14 protein-coding genes and 2 pseudogenes are annotated in these 18,108 nt (G+C 71.6%); 11 read left to right on the forward strand and 5 right to left on the reverse strand.

The window, feature by feature from the left end:
• Positions 1–32: 32 nt before the first annotated feature.
• Positions 33–872, reverse strand: a complete 840-nt coding sequence (locus ACWCQK_RS27070) for an SDR family oxidoreductase (protein WP_451159170.1) — start codon at positions 870–872, stop codon at positions 33–35.
• Positions 873–1,071: 199 nt separating this feature from the next.
• Here ACWCQK_RS27070 and ACWCQK_RS27075 point away from each other — a divergent pair, with 199 nt between their 5' ends.
• From ACWCQK_RS27075 to ACWCQK_RS27085, 3 genes are read left to right on the forward strand one after another with little or no spacing between them, the layout of a single operon-like run.
• Positions 1,072–1,503, forward strand: a complete 432-nt coding sequence (locus tag ACWCQK_RS27075; protein ID WP_451159172.1) for a MarR family winged helix-turn-helix transcriptional regulator — start codon at positions 1,072–1,074, stop codon at positions 1,501–1,503.
• Positions 1,504–1,547: 44 nt separating this feature from the next.
• Positions 1,548–3,077: a tRNA (N6-isopentenyl adenosine(37)-C2)-methylthiotransferase MiaB gene (miaB, locus tag ACWCQK_RS27080; protein ID WP_451159174.1), complete on the forward strand. Its 1,530-nt coding sequence runs from the start codon at positions 1,548–1,550 to the stop codon at positions 3,075–3,077.
• Between the two features lie 45 nt (positions 3,078–3,122).
• Positions 3,123–3,971 carry a class III extradiol dioxygenase subunit B-like domain-containing protein gene (locus tag ACWCQK_RS27085; protein WP_451159176.1) on the forward strand — a complete coding sequence of 283 codons (849 nt, stop codon included), beginning with the start codon at positions 3,123–3,125 and terminating at the stop codon, positions 3,969–3,971.
• Positions 3,972–4,149: 178 nt separating this feature from the next.
• On the opposite strand, the gene ACWCQK_RS27090 is transcribed toward ACWCQK_RS27085, so the two are convergent.
• Both ACWCQK_RS27090 and ACWCQK_RS27095 read right to left on the reverse strand, forming a co-directional pair.
• Positions 4,150–4,473, reverse strand: coding sequence for an antitoxin (locus tag ACWCQK_RS27090; RefSeq protein ID WP_451159178.1), 324 nt, complete (start codon positions 4,471–4,473; stop codon positions 4,150–4,152).
• 24 nt (positions 4,474–4,497) lie between these two features.
• On the reverse strand, positions 4,498–4,830 hold the full coding sequence (locus ACWCQK_RS27095; protein ID WP_451159180.1) for a hypothetical protein: 333 nt from the start codon (positions 4,828–4,830) through the stop codon (positions 4,498–4,500).
• Between the two features lie 183 nt (positions 4,831–5,013).
• Here ACWCQK_RS27095 and miaA point away from each other — a divergent pair, with 183 nt between their 5' ends.
• The 6 genes from miaA (at position 5,014) to hflX (ending at position 13,688) form a co-directional block, all read left to right on the forward strand.
• Positions 5,014–5,952, forward strand: a complete 939-nt coding sequence (gene miaA, locus ACWCQK_RS27100; protein ID WP_451159182.1) for a tRNA (adenosine(37)-N6)-dimethylallyltransferase MiaA — start codon at positions 5,014–5,016, stop codon at positions 5,950–5,952.
• Between the two features lie 107 nt (positions 5,953–6,059).
• Entirely contained in the window at positions 6,060–6,563 is a 504-nt protein-coding gene (locus ACWCQK_RS27105; protein WP_451159322.1) for a hypothetical protein, read from the forward strand.
• Between the two features lie 250 nt (positions 6,564–6,813).
• Complete coding sequence (dapF, locus tag ACWCQK_RS27110) at positions 6,814–7,707, forward strand: diaminopimelate epimerase (protein WP_451159184.1); 894 nt, start codon at positions 6,814–6,816, stop codon at positions 7,705–7,707.
• 299 nt (positions 7,708–8,006) lie between these two features.
• Positions 8,007–10,316 carry a RelA/SpoT family protein gene (locus tag ACWCQK_RS27115; RefSeq protein ID WP_451159186.1) on the forward strand — a complete coding sequence of 770 codons (2,310 nt, stop codon included), beginning with the start codon at positions 8,007–8,009 and terminating at the stop codon, positions 10,314–10,316.
• A gap of 101 nt (positions 10,317–10,417) precedes the next feature.
• Positions 10,418–12,019 (forward strand): M1 family metallopeptidase, encoded by a 1,602-nt coding sequence (locus ACWCQK_RS27120; protein WP_451159188.1) that lies wholly within the window; start codon positions 10,418–10,420, stop codon positions 12,017–12,019.
• Positions 12,020–12,194: 175 nt separating this feature from the next.
• Complete coding sequence (hflX, locus tag ACWCQK_RS27125) at positions 12,195–13,688, forward strand: GTPase HflX (protein ID WP_451159190.1); 1,494 nt, start codon at positions 12,195–12,197, stop codon at positions 13,686–13,688.
• 69 nt (positions 13,689–13,757) lie between these two features.
• On the opposite strand, the pseudogene ACWCQK_RS27130 reads toward hflX, so the two are convergent.
• Positions 13,758–13,955 (reverse strand): annotated as a pseudogene (locus tag ACWCQK_RS27130) (hypothetical protein); the annotation flags it as partial.
• Between the two features lie 75 nt (positions 13,956–14,030).
• Between ACWCQK_RS27130 and ACWCQK_RS27135 the strand changes: the two are divergent.
• A pseudogene (locus ACWCQK_RS27135) lies at positions 14,031–14,226 on the forward strand (hypothetical protein); the annotation flags it as partial.
• Positions 14,227–14,505: 279 nt separating this feature from the next.
• Here the strand turns inward: ACWCQK_RS27135 and ACWCQK_RS27140 are convergent.
• Entirely contained in the window at positions 14,506–15,732 is a 1,227-nt protein-coding gene (locus ACWCQK_RS27140; protein ID WP_451159192.1) for a trypsin-like serine peptidase, read from the reverse strand.
• A gap of 211 nt (positions 15,733–15,943) precedes the next feature.
• Between ACWCQK_RS27140 and ACWCQK_RS27145 the strand changes: the two genes are divergently transcribed.
• Positions 15,944–17,542 (forward strand): diaminobutyrate--2-oxoglutarate transaminase family protein, encoded by a 1,599-nt coding sequence (locus ACWCQK_RS27145; RefSeq protein ID WP_451159194.1) that lies wholly within the window; start codon positions 15,944–15,946, stop codon positions 17,540–17,542.
• The last annotated feature ends 566 nt before the right edge of the window (positions 17,543–18,108 follow it).

Genomic DNA, 18,108 nt, shown 5'->3' on the forward strand with positions numbered 1-18,108 from the left:
CTGGCCTGAGCCGGCGGGACGCTGTCAGCCGGTCAGCCCAGGTAGCCGCCGGTCAGCGTCACGACGGCCGAGCCGTCGTTGTCCGCGAGCTTGGTGGCGGTGAAGGCACGCGCCCACTCGGAGGTCTGGAGCCGGAACGCGGGCCGCTCGGCGGTGAGCGCCTCGATCACGGTGACGGCGGCCTGCTCCGGGGTCTGGGCGGAATGGGCGAACTGGCCCTGGGTACGGGCGACGTACTTCTGGAGCGGCTCCGCGTAGTCGCCCGCGGCGGCGAACAGAGCCTCCGGGTCGAGGCCGATGTTGTTGACGAACTCGGTGGCCACCGCGCCGGGTTCGACGACCGAGACGGTCACGCCGAGCTTGCCCGCCACCGGGGCGAGGCTCTCCATGAAGCCCTCGACCGCGAACTTTGCGGCGCAGTAGGCCTCGTTGAACGGCTGGCCGACGACCCCGCCGACCGACGTGACGGTGATCAGCCTGCCGCCGGCCGCGCGCAGGTGGGGCAGCGCGGCCTTGGTGGTCTGCACGACGCCGAAGAAGTTGACCTCCATCACCCGGCGCACGTCGTCGACCGTCTCGTTCTCGATCGTGCCGACGTGACCTGCGCCGGCGTTGTTGATCAGCGCGTCGAGCCGGCCGTGGTCGGCGACGACGCCCTCGACCGCGGCCGTCACCGAGGCCGGATCGGTGACGTCGAGCTGACGGATGTCGAGCGTGACCCCGGCCCGGTCCGCGGCGGCGCGCAGCGCGCCGGCCCGCTGCGGATCACGCAGCGTGGCGATCGTGGTCCATCCGGCGCGCGCGGCGGCGACGGCGGCTTCGAGGCCGATCCCGGAGGAGGTACCGGTGATCAGGACGGTGTTGGTGGACATGGCTGGCTGCCTTTCTGCGGTGGCTGGGCTTCTGCCGTGGCTGGGCTTCGGAGACTGCCGAGGCGGCTTGTGGCTTTGTGGCCTGGCGGCCTGGCGGCCTTCGGGCCGGAACTGCCGTGTACTGGTGATAGATAGTTATGGACTACCACCATCATTGTCAACCATGGTGGTGTCGGATCAGCTGACCTAGAATTCCGCCATGGACGCCCCCGACCAGCTCACCGCCGAGGTGATCGCCCTCTTCGCGAAGATCACCGACCGCTACAACCGCGAGTACGAGACCGCCGCGGCCCATCACGGCATCACGCCGCAGCAGGTCAAGGTGCTGCTCGCGCTGGACGAGCCCCTGCCCATGCGGCGGATCGCCGAACGCGTGGGCGCGGACCCCTCCAACCTCACCGGGATGGTGGACCGGTTGCAGAGCCGCGGTCTGGTCGGACGCGTGCCCGACCCCGCCGACCGGCGGATCAAGCGCATCGCCGCCACCGAAACCGGCCGGGCGGCCGCGCGGGACCTCCGTACCCGCCTGCGCTTCGCGAGCGATCCGCTGGTCGCCCTGGACCCGTCGCAGCGGCGCGGCCTGAGGGACCTGCTCCAGCTGATGGTCGGCTCCCGGGGCCCGGGCGCCTGATCGCGACGGGCCGGGGGCCTTCGGGGACCGCCTACCCTTGAGCCATGACCAGCAGCAGCCACCGGAGCCCGGCAGTGGACGTTCGATCCTCGATGACCTATGAGATCCGCACCTACGGGTGTCAGATGAACGTCCATGACTCCGAGCGATTGTCCGGGCTGCTGGAGGACGCCGGTTACGTGCGCGCCGCCGACGACGCGGACGGGGACGCGGACGTCGTCGTCTTCAACACGTGCGCCGTCCGGGAGAACGCCGACAACCGGCTCTACGGCAACCTCGGCCGTCTCGCGCCGATGAAGACGAAGCGCCCCGGCATGCAGATCGCGGTCGGCGGCTGTCTCGCGCAGAAGGACCGCGACACCATCGTGAAGAAGGCGCCCTGGGTGGACGTCGTCTTCGGTACGCACAACATCGGCAAGCTGCCGGTCCTGCTGGAGCGCGCCCGCGTCCAGGAGGAGGCGCAGGTCGAGATCGCCGAGTCGCTGGAGGCGTTCCCCTCCACGCTGCCGACCCGGCGTGAGAGCGCCTACGCGGCCTGGGTGTCGATCTCCGTGGGCTGCAACAACACGTGCACCTTCTGCATCGTCCCGGCGCTGCGCGGCAAGGAGAAGGACCGCCGCACCGGCGACATCCTCGCCGAGATCGAGGCGCTGGTCGGCGAGGGCGTCTCCGAGATCACCCTGCTCGGCCAGAACGTCAACGCGTACGGCTCCGACATCGGCGACCGCGAGGCCTTCAGCAAGCTGTTGCGGGCCTGCGGGCCCATCGAGGGACTGGAGCGGGTCCGCTTCACCTCCCCGCACCCGCGCGACTTCACGGACGACGTCATCGCCGCCATGGCCGAGACGCCGAACGTGATGCCGCAGCTGCACATGCCGTTGCAGTCCGGTTCGGACCCGATCCTCAAGGCGATGCGCCGCTCCTACCGTCAGGAGCGCTACCTCGGGATCATCGAGAAGGTGCGGGCGGCCATCCCGCACGCCGCGATCACCACCGACATCATCGTGGGCTTCCCCGGCGAGACCGAGGAGGACTTCGAGCAGACGATGCACGTGGTGCGCGAGGCGCGGTTCGCGCAGGCGTTCACCTTCCAGTACTCCAAGCGTCCCGGCACCCCGGCCGCGACGATGGACGACCAGATCCCCAAGGAGGTCGTCCAGGCGCGCTACGAGCGACTGGTCGCCCTCCAGGAGGAGATCTCCTGGGACGAGAACAAGAAGCAGGTCGGCCGCACCGTGGAACTGATGGTCGCCGAGGGCGAGGGCCGCAAGGACGGCGCCACCCACCGCCTGTCCGGCCGCGCCGCCGACAACCGCCTGGTCCACTTCACCAAGCCCGAGCAGGACGTACGCCCCGGTGACGTGGTCACCGTCGAGATCACGTACGCCGCCCCGCACCACCTCCTCGCCGAGGGCGCGGTCCTCGACGTGCGCTCCACGCGCGCGGGGGACGCCTGGGAGAAGCGCAACGTCGAGAAGGCGGCCAAGTCGGCCGGCGTCATGCTCGGATTGCCCAGGATCGGCGTGCCGGCCCCGCTGCCGGTGGCCACGGGCAGCGGCTGCGGCTGCGACTGACCGCTGGGCCCGGCCGTCGGCGAACGCTCGGCTACCCTGCGGGTCATGCTTGTCGCCGCCGCCGTCTGTCCCTGTCCGCCCTTGCTCGTGCCCGAGGTCGCCACGGGCGCCGCGGCCGAACTGGACGCGGCCCGTGCCGCCTGCGTGGACGCCCTGGGAGTGCTCGCCGCCGCCCGCCCGGACCGGCTCGTGGTCGTCGGGCCCGCCGAGCAGGGCGGGCGCGGCCCGCACCCGGAGGGCGCGCGGGGGTCGTTCCGCGGTTTCGGCGTCGATCTCGATGTGACGCTGGGCCGCGTGCGGCTCGATGTGACGCCGGACCCGGAGCCCGACATGACGCCAGAACGCGAGGGTGTCGCGGGGGACTGGGACGACACGACGTCCGGACCGGGCCTCGCGGTGCCGGGCCGGGACGGCGCGACCTCCGGCCGGGAGGGTGAAACGCCCGCGGGGCGCGCCCTGCCGCCCTCCCTCTCGGTGGCCGCGTGGCTGCTGGAGCGGACCGGGTGGTCGGCCGCGCCGGTCGAGGGGCTCGGCGTGGGGGAACCGCTGGCGGCTGAGCGGTGTATCCAATCGGGGCGTGATGTCGTCGCGGGAGCGGAGCGGGTGGCGCTGCTGGTGATGGGCGACGCCAGCGCCTGCCGGACGCTGAAGGCACCGGGCTATCTCGACGAGCGGGCCGAGCCGTTCGACGCCGAGGCCGCGCGAGCGCTGGGAGCGGCGGACGTCGCGGCCCTCAAGGCGCTGGACGTCGAGCTGGCGTACGAACTCAAGGCATCCGGCCGGGCCACCTGGCAGGTTTTGGCCGGAGCGGCCGAGGACGCGGGTCTCACCGGCACCCTGCTGTACGAGGACGCGCCGTACGGCGTGGGGTACGTGGTCGCGGCCTGGTCGTAGGGGCCGAAGGGCAGGCGCCGCGGGGGACGGACGCGGGTTCGCCGCTGCCGGGGCGGTCGTGGAGGCCGTGTCGGTCGTGGAGGCCGACGGTCACTGACACTGACGCTGGTGGCCCGACGGCGGGCGGCCGCGAGCGCCGGAGCGCCCCGGCCGTCCGCCGGTCGTCGTGCCGTGCCGTTCAGGGAGCCGGTGGCGGTGTTCCCGGCGGGGTGGCGCTGCCGCCGCCCCGCTCCGGGCCGACGCTGCCGCCGCCCGCCTCCGGACCGAAGGTGCCACCGCCCGCTTCCGGGCCCTCCTTGTGCGCGAGGCGGTCCATGGCGCCCTTGGCCTTGCCGGTGCCCGTCTGGATCTTGTCGCTGTACTTGCCCTTGGTCTTCTCGTCGACCGCCTTGGCGGCCTTGTCCAGGCCATGCTGGATCTTGTCCCCGTGCTGCTGCGCGAGGTCCGAGACCTTGTCCTTGGCCGGGGCGAGCTTGGCCTTGAAATTATCCATCAGACCCATGGGTCACCTTCCCTCGCCGGACAGTTACCTGCGGGCGCTCTCACCGACCTCACTGTCGGCCGCTTCCTCGGCGGACTGCTGCTTCGGGATCTCGACACCGTCGGCCGCGGCGACCTCGTCGCCCCCGTCGGCCTCCACCGCGTCGACGACCTCCTTCGTCACTTCCGACGCGTCCCGGTCCCGCTCCGACCCCGTCGCCACCGCGGCGCTCTCCGCCACCGTCACCTCGGACACAGCCGCCACCGCGTCGGCCTGCTCCTCGGTGGCTGCCGACGCGCGGCCCGCCTCTCCGGTGGCCTGCCCGGTGGTCTCCTTCGTGGCCTTCGACTTCCCAAGAAGTCGCGCAAAAACACCCATATCCACTCCATACGTTACTCGTGCGGGCGAAATTCCGCGTCACCCGGTGCGTCCGATTGCGTCGCCCGGGTCGCCGCCATCGGTAAATCGGCGGCCGGAACCTCGCAACGGGCAACGAGGGCGAACGGGTGCCGTCACCTAACTCGTTCGAGAGCAGTCCCGGAGGTTTGCGAGACTGGGGCGGTGAGCAGCGCACCCCTCGCCCCCCGAGTCATCGCCGTCGTCGGACCCACCGCGGCCGGAAAGTCCGATCTGGGCGTTTTCCTGGCCCAGCGGCTCGGCGGCGAGGTCGTCAACGCCGACTCCATGCAGCTCTACCGAGGGATGGACATCGGCACCGCCAAGCTGACGCCCGAGGAACGCGCCGGCGTCCCGCACCACCTCCTCGACGTCTGGGACGTGTCCGTCACCGCCTCGGTCGCCGAGTACCAGCGGCTCGCCCGGGAACGGATCGACGCGCTGCTCGCCCAGGGGCGCTGGCCGATCCTGGTCGGCGGCTCCGGTCTCTACGTCCGGGGAGCCGTCGACAACCTGGAGTTCCCCGGCACGGACCCCGAGGTCAGGGCCCGGCTGGAGGAGGAGCTCACCTTGCGCGGCTCCGGCGCGCTGCACGCGCGTCTGGCCGCCGCCGACCCCGAGGCCGCCCAGGCGATCCTGCCCGGCAACGGCCGCCGTATCGTCCGGGCCCTGGAGGTCATCGAGATCACCGGCCGGCCCTTCACCGCCAACCTCCCCGGGCACGACTCCGTCTACGACACCGTGCAGATCGGTGTCGACGTGGCCCGCCCCGAGCTCGACGAGCGCATCGCGCGCCGGGTCGACCGGATGTGGGACGCGGGGCTCGTCGACGAGGTCCGCGCGCTGGAGGCGGTTGGACTGCGTGAGGGGCGTACGGCGTCGCGCGCGCTCGGCTACCAGCAGGTGCTCACGGCGCTCGCGGGGGAGTGCACGCAGGACGTGGCGCGTGCGGAGACCGTCCGTGCCACCAAGCGCTTCGCGCGCCGTCAGGATTCGTGGTTCAGGCGCGATCCGCGGGTGCACTGGTTGAGTGGGGCCGCGGCGGACCTCACGGAACTTCCGCACCTTGCGCTGGCGTTGGTCGAACGACCGGTTACAGCCTGATCACGTCATGGCATCGGGACGCCCAGGCCGTCATCCAGGCCTGTTGCGCCATGCCATCATCGAGCTTCGATCGACCGAGTGAGTCCGAGTTGGGAGGGCGCGTGGCGATGGAGGCCGGCCCTCGCGACACCGCACAAGGCACCGAGCCCGTCACCACCGGCAGCGGTGAAGCGGAGCAGGACGGTGACCGACTGAGTCCCGACGGACCCGACGAGATCCCAGGCGGCGTGACCGCGGACGGCCCCGAGCCCGAGGAGATGTTCGCGGGCGGACCCGAGGTCGAGGTCGAGCTGCGACCGCAGCGTCGACTGCGTATCTGGCAGCTCGCGCCCATCGTGGCCCTCGCGGCGGTCGGCTCGCTGATGTTCGCCTTCCCGCTCGCCTTCGACTTCGGCGACAGCGGCGCGGTGATCGCCATGCTCGGCCTGCTGATCTGCTCCTGCGCCGCCGGCTGGGGCATGATGGCCGCGCGCCGGGTCGGCTACACCTGGCCCGGACTGCCGCCACGGGGTTCCGGAGGCCGGCCCGACTGGCGGATGGTCCTCATGTACGTGGTGCTGGTCGCCGCGATCGGGGTGCTCGCCGTCTGGCGCGTCGCCCGGCTGCGCTGACCCTCGCGTCCGCGTCGGGTTGTCGGCGCCTCTCCAGGTCGGGGTCGTAGCAGCCCCTCCATGTGAGGCCTCGCAGCCGTTCGCCTCGGGGTTCTTCGCACTCGGCCGCACTCGTCCGCGCCGGGACCTCGCACCCGTTCGCGCCGGTGCACTTCGCGCTCGTCCGCGCCGGGACCCCGCACCGGTTCTCGTCAGGTTCGCCGTACCCGTCCACGTCGGGGTTGTCGTACCCACCCCGTACGATCGAGGGATGAGCACGCGGATCGCCTTCCTCAAGGGTCACGGCACGGAGAACGACTTCGTGATCGTCCCGGACCCCGAGAACGCCCTCGACCTGTCCCCGGCCGCCGTCGCCGCCCTGTGCGACCGCCGCGCGGGCATCGGTGGCGACGGCCTGCTGCACGTGGTGCGTTCCGCCGCCCACCCGGAGGCCCGGGCGATGGCGGCCGAGGCGGAGTGGTTCATGGACTACCGCAACGGCGACGGCTCGGTCGTCGAGATGTGCGGCAACGGCGTACGGGTGTTCGCACGCTATCTCCAGCACGCCGGCCTCGTCACCGAAGGTGACCTCGCCGTCGCCACCCGCGGCGGCGTCAAGACCGTGCACATCGCCAAGAGCGGGACCAACGGGGACTCGGACCCTGGTGAGATCACCGTCGGCATGGGCAAGGCGGTCCTCCCCGAAGGGGATGTCACGGTGACCGTCGGCGAGCGCAGCTGGCCCGCGCGGAACGTGAACATGGGCAACCCGCACGCGGTCGCCTTCGTCGACGACCTCGCGCACGCCGGTGACCTCTTCACCCCGCCGCCGTTCCGCCCGGCCACCGCCTACCCGGACGGGGTGAACGTGGAGTTCGTCGCCGACCGGGGCCCGCGGCACGTGGCGATGCGGGTGCACGAGCGTGGCGTCGGCGAGACCCGCTCCTGCGGCACGGGCGCGTGCGCCGTCGCCGTGGCGACCGCCCGCCGGGACGGCGCCGACCCGGCCGTCACCGGAATTCCGGCGACTTACACCGTCGATGTGCCCGGCGGACGGCTCGTGATCACCGAGCGGCCCGACGGAGCCATCGAGATGACCGGTCCCGCGGTCATCCTCGCCGAGGGTGAGATCGACCGGGAGTGGCTGGAAAACGCGGTGCGCTGAGGCGTCGACGGGCTTGGCATCCCAGCCGTCGGGCTACCGGCGCGGGCGATGCGTTCGTCCGATCGACAGACGTGCGTACGAAACCACGGCCGGTCTCAACTCCCTTGGCCTGAAACCGTAAACCTCTCCGTCATCGCTCGAATGGGTGATCCGTTTCACGCTCGGCGAGAGACGGTCGGTCGCACGTGATGGGCTCGGTAGCATCAAGCACCGGCTCGGACGGGGGATCGTTCGCCATCCCCTGAGCCGTGTCCGCCATGGGGCACCCCGTCCGCCGGTCCACGCAGCCGGAGGTGCCCATGAGTGCGGAGGCCACGAATCCCGTGACCCCAGGCCCAGTGACGCCGACAGTCGCCGCTCCCACGGCGCCCGCGGCGCCGCGCAGGAGGGCCCGCCCCCGGATCGACCTGCGCCGCCTCGGCCGGGCCGCGCTGCTCGGCACCGCCTCCCGCGACCGACTGCCCGACGCGATCAGCCACGTCGTCGAGGCCCACCGCGCGCACTATCCGGACGCCGACCTCGAACCGCTGCGCCGCGCCTATGTGCTGGCCGAGTCCTCGCACCGCGGCCAGATGCGCAAGAGCGGGGAGCCGTACATCACGCACCCGCTCGCCGTCACCCTCATCCTCGCCGAACTCGGCGCCGAGACCACGACGCTGACGGCCTCGCTGCTGCACGACACCGTCGAGGACACCGACGTGACGCTCGATCAGGTGCGTGACGAGTTCGGCGAGGAGGTGCGCTACCTCGTCGACGGCGTCACGAAACTGGAGAAGGTCGACTACGGCGCGGCCGCCGAGCCCGAGACCTTCCGCAAGATGCTCGTCGCCACCGGCAGCGACGTCCGGGTCATGTCGATCAAGCTCGCGGACCGGCTGCACAACATGCGCACCCTCGGCGTCATGCGCCCCGAGAAACAGGCGCGCATCGCCAAGGTCACCCGGGACGTCCTCATCCCGCTCGCCGAACGGCTCGGCGTGCAGGCACTCAAGACCGAGCTGGAAGACCTCGTCTTCGCGATCCTCCATCCCGAGGAGTACCAGCACACCCGGGAACTGATCATCGACAACGCGGCCCGCGCCGACGACCCGCTCGCCGAGATCGCCGACGAGGTACGCGGTGTCCTGCGCGAGGCCGACATCCAGGCCGAAGTCCTCATCCGACCCCGGCACTTCGTCTCCGTGCACCGCGTCTCCCGCAAGCGCGGCAGGCTGCGCGGCGCCGACTTCGGCCGACTGCTGGTCCTCGTCAACGAGGACGCCGACTGCTACGCCGTGCTCGGTGAACTGCACACCTGTCTGACGCCGGTCGTCTCGGAGTTCAAGGACTTCATCGCCGTACCCAAGTTCAACCTGTACCAGTCGCTGCACACCGCGGTCGCCCGCGGGGACGGCCAGGTCGCCGAAGTCCTCATCCGCACCCACCAGATGCACAAGGTCGCCGAAGCCGGTGTCGTCGCGCTCGGCAATCCCTACGCCTCTCCGGCGGAGGAGCAGGCCGTCGGCGACGGCGAGCGGATCGACCCCACCCGGCCCGGCTGGCTCTCCCGCCTCCTCGACTGGCAGGAGGCCGCACCCGACCCCGACACCTTCTGGTCCACCCTGCGGGAGGACCTCGCCCAGGACCGTGAGATCACCGTCTTCCGGCCCGACGGCGGCACGCTCGGCCTGCCCGAGGGAGCCAGCTGCATCGACGCCGCCTACGCGCAGTACGGCGAGGACGCGCACGCCTGCATCGGAGCCCGCGTCAACGGCCGCCTGGCGAGGCTCAGCACGGTCCTGAAGGACGGTGACACCGTCCAACTCCTCATGGGCCAGGACCCGGCCTCCGAGCCGTCCAGGGAGTGGCTGGACCACGCCCACACACCCGGTGCCCGGATCGCCATCCAGCGCTGGATCGCGACCCATCCGGCGAGCGCCGAGAACGAGGGCGAGGGGGACGGCGAGGGCGAGGCCGCGCGGGAAGTCGATGGGGCGGCCGATGAGGGTACGGGCAGAGCGGACGGCGGCCCGCGTGCCGGAGCGCGGGGTGCGTACACGGCGTTCAGGGACACCCGGGTGGCCGGAGCGGGCGCGGACGGCGCGCGGACGGCGCCGGGCGCTCCCGGCGGACCTGCCGACGGCGTGGGCGCGGGCGGCGGCCAGGGGTCCCGGCCCGCCGCGACCGCCGTCGTCGACCAGCCGGGGGCGAGCGTCCGGCTCGCCGGCTGCTGTACGCCGGTACCACCCGACGAGGTCACCGGCTTCGCCGTACGCGGGGGAGCGGTGACCGTGCACCGGGTGGAGTGCGCCGGGGTGGCGCGGATGAAGAGCACGGGGCGTGCGGAGGTGGGCGTGCGCTGGGGGGACACCACCGAGTGCCGGGTCACCCTGGTCGCTGAATCGTTCGGCCGCCCCCACCTCCTGGCCGACCTCACCGAGGCCATCGCGATGGAAGGCGCCGAGATCGTCTCCGCGACCGTCGAGCCCCCGAGCCAGCAGCGCGTACGCCACACGTACACCCTGCAACTCCCGGACGCGGCCCACCTGCCGGCCCTCATGCGCGCCATGCGCAACGTCCCCGGCGTGTTCGACGTGAGCCGCGCCCAGCACCAGGCGCCGGTGGTCTGAGGGCGCCTCCGCGCGCCCCGGGCGCCTCCTGAAGTACCCGTTCGGGTGGGATCGACGCGCGCCGTCGCCGTGGCGCACGCGCGCGCTGGTAGCCGTGGTGCATGTCGCACACCCTTCGCATCCGGGCTCCCCGACCGCGCACCCAGGCCCGCCGACGTCTGAAGGCGGCCCTGCTCGCCTCCGCCGTCTCCGTCTGCCTCGTCGCCGCGAGCGCACCCCCCGCCCCGCTGGGCGTCGGCGACCGCCTCTTCCCGTACCTGGGCAACCCCGGCTACGACGTGGCGTCGTACGACCTCTCCTTCACCTATCCCGGCAGCAACGACAAACCCCTCCAGGCGGTCACCACGATCGACGCGTGGACCACCGCCTCGCTGGACAGCGTCAACCTCGACTTCGCCCACGGCACGGTCGAGTCGGTTCTCGTCGACGACCTCCCCGCCTCCTTCACCACCGCCGGCGACGACCTGGTGATCACGCCCGCGATCCCGCTGCCCGAGGGCAGCTGGATGCGGATCACCGTGCGGCACACCAGCGACCCCAGGACCGTCGAGGGCCGGGACGGCGGCTGGGTGCGGACCGCGGACGGCCTCGCCATGGCCAACCAGGCCGACGTGGCCCACCTGGTGTTCCCCTCCAACGACCACCCCTCCGACAAGGCGATGTTCACCATCCGGGTCACCGCGCCCAACGAGTACACCGCGGTCGCCAACGGTCTCCCGACCGGCGTCGACCGGGTCGGCCCGGCGACCACCTGGACGTACCGCACTCAGCACCCCATGGCCACCGAGCTGGCCCAGGTGTCCATCGGCCGCTCCAGCGTCCTGCACCGCGAGGGACCGCACGGACTGCCCGTACGGGACGTCGTGCCCACCAAGCACCGCGACACGCTCGAACCATGGCTGGCCAAGACCCCCGACCAGATCGCCTGGATGGAGAGCAAGGTCGGGTCCTACCCCTTCGAGACCTACGGCTTGCTCATGGCCGAGGCCACCACCGGCTTCGAACTCGAGACGCAGACCCTCTCCCTCTTCGAGAAGGACCTGTTCACCGAGCCCCTCTACCCGAAGTGGTACGTGGAGTCGATCATGGTGCACGAGCTCTCGCACCAGTGGTTCGGCGACAGCGTCAGCCCCCGCACGTGGTCCGACCTGTGGCTCAACGAGGGACACGCCACCTGGTACGAGGCCCTGTACGCGCAGGAGAAGGCGAACAAGCCGATGGAGACGCGGATGAAGGCGGCGTACGGCGCCTCCGACGGCTGGCGCGCGTCCGGCGGCCCGCCGGCCGCCCCCAAGGCCCCCGCCGCCGGCCAGAAGATCAGCATCTTCCGGCCCAACGTGTACGACGGCGCCGCCCTCGCCCTCTACGCCCTGCGCCAGGAGATCGGACGTGAGGCCTTCGACCGGCTGGAGCGGTCCTGGGTGCGGGACCACCGGGACGGCACGGCGACCACCGCCGACTTCGAGCGCCTCGCCTCGGACATCTCCGGACGCGACCTGAACGCCTTCTTCAAGGGCTGGCTCTACGGCGAGAAGACCCCGCCGATGCCGGGGCACCCGGACTGGAAGCCGGACACGGCCACCAGGAAGCCCGCCGGGAAACCCGCCGCGAAGCCTGCCGCGAAGCCCGCTGTGAGGTCCGCGGCGGTGACCGCGGGGCACGCTTCGGCGCCCTCGATGCCCGGCGCGGTGACCGCGGAATAACACGGTGACGAGACGGGCCGTCCCGTGCGACCATCGTCAGGTCGGCGACGCACCCCGGCGGCCCGTCCCCCGCGACACGGGTGGCCGGGAATCTCCCGGGGTACTCAAGCGTTGTGACCTGTGACGGTTCGCGTTCGTCGCCGAACCGCACCCACCCGATCTACGTAAGGATCCAATGACCTCCTCTTCTTCCCCTTCCCAGGACACCAAGCGCTTCGCGCACGCCTACCCCGAAGGTCTCCGGGCCGATGCCCTGATGGAAGAGGACGTCGCCTGGAGCCACGAGATCGACGGAGAGCGGGACGGCGACCAGTTCGACCGCTCCGAGCGCGCGGCTCTGCGCCGCGTGGCGGGCCTGTCCACCGAGCTCGAGGACGTCACCGAGGTCGAGTACCGGCAGCTCCGCCTGGAGCGGGTCGTGCTCGTCGGCGTCTGGACCTCGGGCACCGTGACCGACTCGGAGAACTCCCTCGCGGAGCTCGCCGCCCTCGCGGAGACCGCGGGAGCGCTCGTGCTCGACGGCGTGATCCAGCGCCGCGACAAGCCCGACGCCGCCACCTACATCGGTTCGGGCAAGGCCGAGGAGCTGCGCGACATCGTCCTCGAGACGGGCGCGGACACGGTCATCTGCGACGGTGAGCTCAGCCCGGGCCAGTTGATCCATCTTGAGGACGTCGTCAAGGTCAAGGTCATCGACCGCACGGCCCTGATCCTCGACATCTTCGCCCAGCACGCGAAGTCCCGAGAGGGCAAGGCGCAGGTCGCGCTCGCGCAGATGCAGTACATGCTGCCGAGGCTGCGCGGCTGGGGTCAGTCGCTGTCCCGTCAGATGGGCGGCGGCAAGGGCGGCGGCCTTGCCACCCGTGGTCCCGGTGAGACCAAGATCGAGACGGACCGGCGTCGCATCCGCGAGAAGATGGCGAAGATGCGCCGGGAGATCGCGGAGATGAAGACCGGCCGCGAGATCAAGCGCCAGGAGCGGCGTCGCAACAAGGTGCCGTCCGTCGCCATCGCCGGCTACACCAACGCCGGAAAGTCCTCGCTGCTCAACCGCCTCACGGGCGCGGGCGTACTGGTCGAGAACGCCCTGTTCGCGACCCTCGACCCGACCGTGCGCCGGGCCGAGACACCGAGCGGCCGGCTGTACACGCTGGCCGATACGGTCGGCTTCGTCCGGCACCTGCCGCACCACCTGGTCGAGGCGTTCCGCTCCACCATGGAGGAGGTCGGCGACTCCGACCTGATCCTGCACGTGGTGGACGGCTCGCACCCGAACCCGGAGGAGCAGCTGGCGGCCGTGCGCGAGGTGATCCGCGATGTCGGCGCCATCAAGGTGCCCGAGATCGTGGTGATCAACAAGGCGGACGCGGCCGACCCGCTGACCCTTCAGCGGCTGATGCGGAACGAGAAGCGCTCCATCGCGGTCTCGGCCCGCACCGGCAGGGGCATCCAGGAGCTGCTCGCGCTGATCGACAACGAGCTGCCCAGGCCCTCGGTCGAGATCGAGGCCCTCGTGCCCTACACGCACGGCAAGCTGGTCGCCCGCGCCCACTCCGAGGGCGAGGTGATCTCCGAGGAGCACACGCCGGAGGGCACCCTGCTCAAGGCCCGGGTGCACGAGGAGCTCGCGGCGGACCTCGCGCCGTACGTGCCCGCTCCCGCGCTCTGACCATCGACATGAAGGCCCGCCCCCTCGCGCAGGGGGCGGGCCTTCGGCGTCTCCGGACGACCACCGGCCGCCGTGCGCTCCGCTCATGTCCTCGGACGTCGCCGACGGGGCGCTGAAGTCCACGTCGAGCGCGGCACCGACCGTCTCCTTCAGCGACTCGTCACCCTGCTTCGGCTGCACACGCAGCACCGCGTAGTCGTACGAGGCACCCGCGCCGCCGGTCTCCGAGCCGCCCTGGAGCCACTGGTCCGAGGTGGAGGCCTCGTCTGGATGGCCGGCCACTGTGTGCACGCGGGCGGAAAGGACGGCTGGTACCGCAACATCGCCTTCGTCCCGGCCTACAAGGACACCTGGCTCAGCTAGGCCAAGGACTTCGTCAACCCGGTGATCGAGGGGCTCTGGAAGCCCCGAGCGGATGAAGCCCACAGAGGAGGCCGACACGACGGTCTCCGCTAAGGACGCCGCGGCCGATCAGGGTGTCAGCTACGCCGAACCGGCGCCCGTACGGGCCGTCACCGAGAGGACGCCGTACCACGACCCAACTCCTCGGAGACCGCCCCCTACGGCAACTGGTGGGCGGAAGGGACGCGGGCTTGGCGTCCGCCTTGTCGGAGCCGGAGCCGGAGCCGGAGCCGTCGCAGGCGGGCGCGGTGTGCACCAAGGCCGCGACGAGGCCGGTGGGTGGCGGCGAGCAGAGCCCGCCGCCACCTACCGCGCGGTGTCGCGGGCGTACGTATGGACCGACCGCAGGGTGCGTCGACCCCCGTTGAGATGTGCGTCGGTCATGCGAACGTCCCGAGCCGCGCCGAGCGGGCCGTCACTGCTTGGCGAACTTGCCGCTCACCGAGTCGTACACACCCTTCGCCACCGTGCCCAGCCGAGGGCCCGCCAGCCAGCCGGCGGTCACCGGACCGATCGAGGTGTTGGACACCAGCGCCGGCTTGCCGTCCGAACCCGTCGCGACCCAGCCGCCACCCGAGGAGCCACCCGTCATGCTGCAGCCGATCCGGTACATCGTCGGATCCGAGGCGTTGATCGACAGGCGTCCCGGCTTGTCCTGGCACTGGTACAACGTCTGCCCGTCGTACGGCGGCGCCGCCGGATAACCGGTCGCCGTGATGCTCTTCACGTTCGGCACGGCCGGAGCGTTGAAGTTCACCGGCAGCGCGGAACCGACCGTCTCCTCCAGGGACTTGCCCGTGCCGCCCTTCTCGAGCGTCACATGGATGACGGCGAAGTCGTACGAGGCACCGTCACCACCCGACTCGCTACCCCCCTTGATCCACTGGTCCGAGGTCTGCGCCCAGTCGCCCCACCACACACCGTAGGGAGCGACCTCCTCCTTCGGGGCGTTCTGCAGTTCGGCGGCCGAGGCACCCGCGTTGTTGTACGAGGGCACGAACGCGATGTTGCGGTACCAGCCGCCCTTCTTGCCCGCGTGCACGCAGTGGCCCGCCGTCCACACCAGGTTGGACTTGCCGGGGTGGGCGGGGTCCTGCACGACCGTCGCCGAGCAGACCATCGTGCCTTCGGGGGAGTCGAAGAACACCTTGCCCGCCTCGGGGGCGTTGCCGTGGTACGTAGGCGCCACGGTCCTGGCGTCCACGGTCGCGGGCGTCGGGTCGGTCACGCCCTGGTCACCGGAGAGGTCGTTCTCGTCCACGCCCCGGTCGGGGTCGTCCGCGCCTCGCATCCGGTCCGAGCTCCACAGGCCCTCGATGATCGGGTTGACGTAGTCCTGCGCCTCGCGCAGCCAGTCGTCCTTGTCCCACTTCTTCCAGGCGCCGTTCTTCCACTTGTCGATGTCGATCCCGTGCTCTTTGAGCCGGTCCCTGATGTCGTCCGGAATCTTGATCTTGCCGTCGTCGCCGGTCGCCGAGGCGGCGGCGGAGGCCTGGGCGTCGACGTCCGTCCCTCCCGAATCGCAGGCGGTGACGGTGAGCGCCAGCGTCGAGGCCAGGGCGACCGCGACCAGCACGGGGGAGGTCCTGCGGCGCGCACTCCCCCCTCGTCGAGCATGGAACGACGGCCGTATGGATCGCATGGTCTGACTCCCCCTGAACTGAGACGACTTGGCACTGTGCCAACGCTGTGGGAACGGCATCACACACTATGCGCTCGCTGTGGGGGACTGCCGACGAAGCCGCAACAGTTCCGTCACGGCAAGGATCTTGAAGCAACCCGTAACCCGCTGGACGGTCCGCGGTTGGTAGCGGTGGGGCCTGCGCGGGGGTGTACGGGGAGGAGAGTGAGCCGTGGCGGTGACCGAGGGGATCCTGGGACGCCAGTCGGCACGCGAGTCGGCGGCGCGCACCTACGCGCGCGCCCTTCCCATCGTGCCGGTGCGCGCCCGTGGCCTCACCATCGAGGGTGCGGACGGCCGCCGCTATCTCGACTGCCTCTCCGGCGCCGGAACACTCGCCCTGGGGCATAACCACCCGGTCGTCCTGGAGGCCATCCGCAAGGTTCTGGACTCGGGCGCGCCCCTGCACGTCCTCGACCTGGCGACCCCCGTCAAGGACGCCTTCATCACCGAGCTGTTCCACACCCTGCCGCCCGGACTCGCCGACCACGCGCGTGTGCAGTTCTGCGGGCCGGCAGGCACGGACGCGGTCGAGGCCGCGCTCAAACTCGTCCGGGCCGCCACCGGCCGGTCCGGCATCCTCGCCTTCACCGGCGCCTACCACGGCATGACCGCCGGAGCCCTCGCCGCGTCCGGCGGCGCCGGCGACGTCCGGGTCACGCGCCTGCCCTTTCCGCAGGATTACCGCTGCCCGTTCGGTGTCGGGGGTGACACCGGCGCCGAACTCGGCGCCCGATGGACCGAATCCGTCCTCGACGACCCCAAGTCCGGAGTGCGGCAACCCGCCGGCATGATCCTCGAACCCGTCCAGGGCGAGGGCGGGGTGATTCCCGCGCCGGACACCTGGCTGCGGCGCATGCGGCGGATCACCGCCGACCGTTCCATTCCGCTGATCGCCGACGAGGTCCAGACCGGCGTCGGCCGGACCGGCGCCTTCTGGGCGGTCGAGCACAGCGGGGTGACCCCCGACGTGATGGTGCTCTCCAAGGCCATCGGCGGCAGCCTTCCACTGGCCGTCGTCGTTTACCACGACGATCTCGACGTCTGGGAACCCGGCGCCCACGCGGGCACCTTCCGCGGCAACCAACTCGCCATGGCCGCGGGCACCGCGACCCTCGCCTACGTCCGCGAACAGCGTCTCTCCGAACGAGCGGCCACCCTCGGCGCGCGCATGCTGTCCCAACTTCGCGCGCTCGCGGCGGGGTTTCCGTGCATCGGGGACGTACGGGGGCGCGGTCTGATGATGGGGGTGGAGGTGGTGGACGCGAGCGCCGCCGCGAGGGGGAGCGGGGGGAGTGGATGGAGCAGCGGGAGTGCGGGGGCGGATGTAGATGTGCATAGTGCTCTCGATGCAGGCGGGGGTGCGGGCTTCGGTGTCGGTGCGGTTACCGGCGCGGAGGCCGAGGGCGCTTCTGCCGACGCCGCCGGACGATCGGGTGCGGATGAAACGGCCGGGGGCCTTGTCGGTGCCGTGACCCGCGGGGCCTGGGAGTCCGCGGGTGGCCCCCGCCCCGCGGCGCCCGCACTCGCGGCCGCCGTCCAGCGGGAGTGCCTGCGCCGAGGTCTCATCGTCGAACTCGGCGGCCGCCACTCGAGCGTCGTACGCCTGCTCCCGCCACTGACCATCACGGACGAGCAGGCCTCCGCCGTACTGGACCGCCTCGCCGACGCCGTGGCCTCGGTGGCCAAGAGCCACACGGCGCACGACGAGCCCGCACAGCCACAGCGCCGCCGACGTCGCCAGGGAGACCGCGCAGAGCGCGCGGGATAGGCGAGCGGCGAATGGCTGACTGGTCCGGCCGAGGCTTCTGGCCGGACCTTCGGGGCTGTCGATCCGCGGGTCGACGTCCGGGCGCGTGAATCCGCGTTCCCCCGGTTCGGGGCCCGTCGACCTATGGGCGGGCAGCGTCGGGCCCACGTCCGGCGGTCCTTCCCACACGGACCCGCCTGACATCCGCGGTCCGCCCCGACGGCATACGCGCCACACCCCGAGCCGACCCGGGACGCCGAGCCGCTGTGAGCCGCCCCGTCCACGGCCCCAAAGCGGTGAGCGCCAGGATCGCGGACCCGCCCCACGGCCCCGAAACGCGGAGCGACCGGCCTGTCGGCCGCCACCACTTCCCCGGTCGGCCGCTGACGCACACGCCGGAACCACCTGATGAGGAACCGACTTGAACACCACTCCCACCTCCATCTCCACGCCGGACTCCGCCGTCGCACAGGTCGAGCCGACTGCGGTCACCGCTTTCGTCCCCGGGCCGCAGGACGGTGTCTCGACAGCGGAAGGCGCCTTGGCCGGGGAGGGCGCCTTGGCCGGGGAGGGCGCCTTGAGTACAG

The sequence above is a fragment of the Streptomyces sp. NPDC002306 genome (assembly GCF_053593435.1).

Coding starts and splice junctions, on each gene's coding strand:
- ACWCQK_RS27075 (WP_451159172.1), top strand. CDS start 1,072: ATGGACGCCCCCGACCAGCTCACCGCCGAGGTGATCGCCCTCTTCGCG.
- ACWCQK_RS27085 (WP_451159176.1), top strand. CDS start 3,123: ATGCTTGTCGCCGCCGCCGTCTGTCCCTGTCCGCCCTTGCTCGTGCCC.
- ACWCQK_RS27115 (WP_451159186.1), top strand. CDS start 8,007: ATGAGTGCGGAGGCCACGAATCCCGTGACCCCAGGCCCAGTGACGCCG.
- miaB (WP_451159174.1), top strand. CDS start 1,548: ATGACCAGCAGCAGCCACCGGAGCCCGGCAGTGGACGTTCGATCCTCG.
- dapF (WP_451159184.1), top strand. CDS start 6,814: ATGAGCACGCGGATCGCCTTCCTCAAGGGTCACGGCACGGAGAACGAC.
- ACWCQK_RS27140 (WP_451159192.1), bottom strand. CDS start 15,732: ATGCGATCCATACGGCCGTCGTTCCATGCTCGACGAGGGGGGAGTGCG.
- ACWCQK_RS27120 (WP_451159188.1), top strand. CDS start 10,418: ATGTCGCACACCCTTCGCATCCGGGCTCCCCGACCGCGCACCCAGGCC.
- hflX (WP_451159190.1), top strand. CDS start 12,195: ATGACCTCCTCTTCTTCCCCTTCCCAGGACACCAAGCGCTTCGCGCAC.
- ACWCQK_RS27105 (WP_451159322.1), top strand. CDS start 6,060: ATGGAGGCCGGCCCTCGCGACACCGCACAAGGCACCGAGCCCGTCACC.
- ACWCQK_RS27095 (WP_451159180.1), bottom strand. CDS start 4,830: ATGGGTGTTTTTGCGCGACTTCTTGGGAAGTCGAAGGCCACGAAGGAG.
- ACWCQK_RS27090 (WP_451159178.1), bottom strand. CDS start 4,473: ATGGGTCTGATGGATAATTTCAAGGCCAAGCTCGCCCCGGCCAAGGAC.
- ACWCQK_RS27070 (WP_451159170.1), bottom strand. CDS start 872: ATGTCCACCAACACCGTCCTGATCACCGGTACCTCCTCCGGGATCGGC.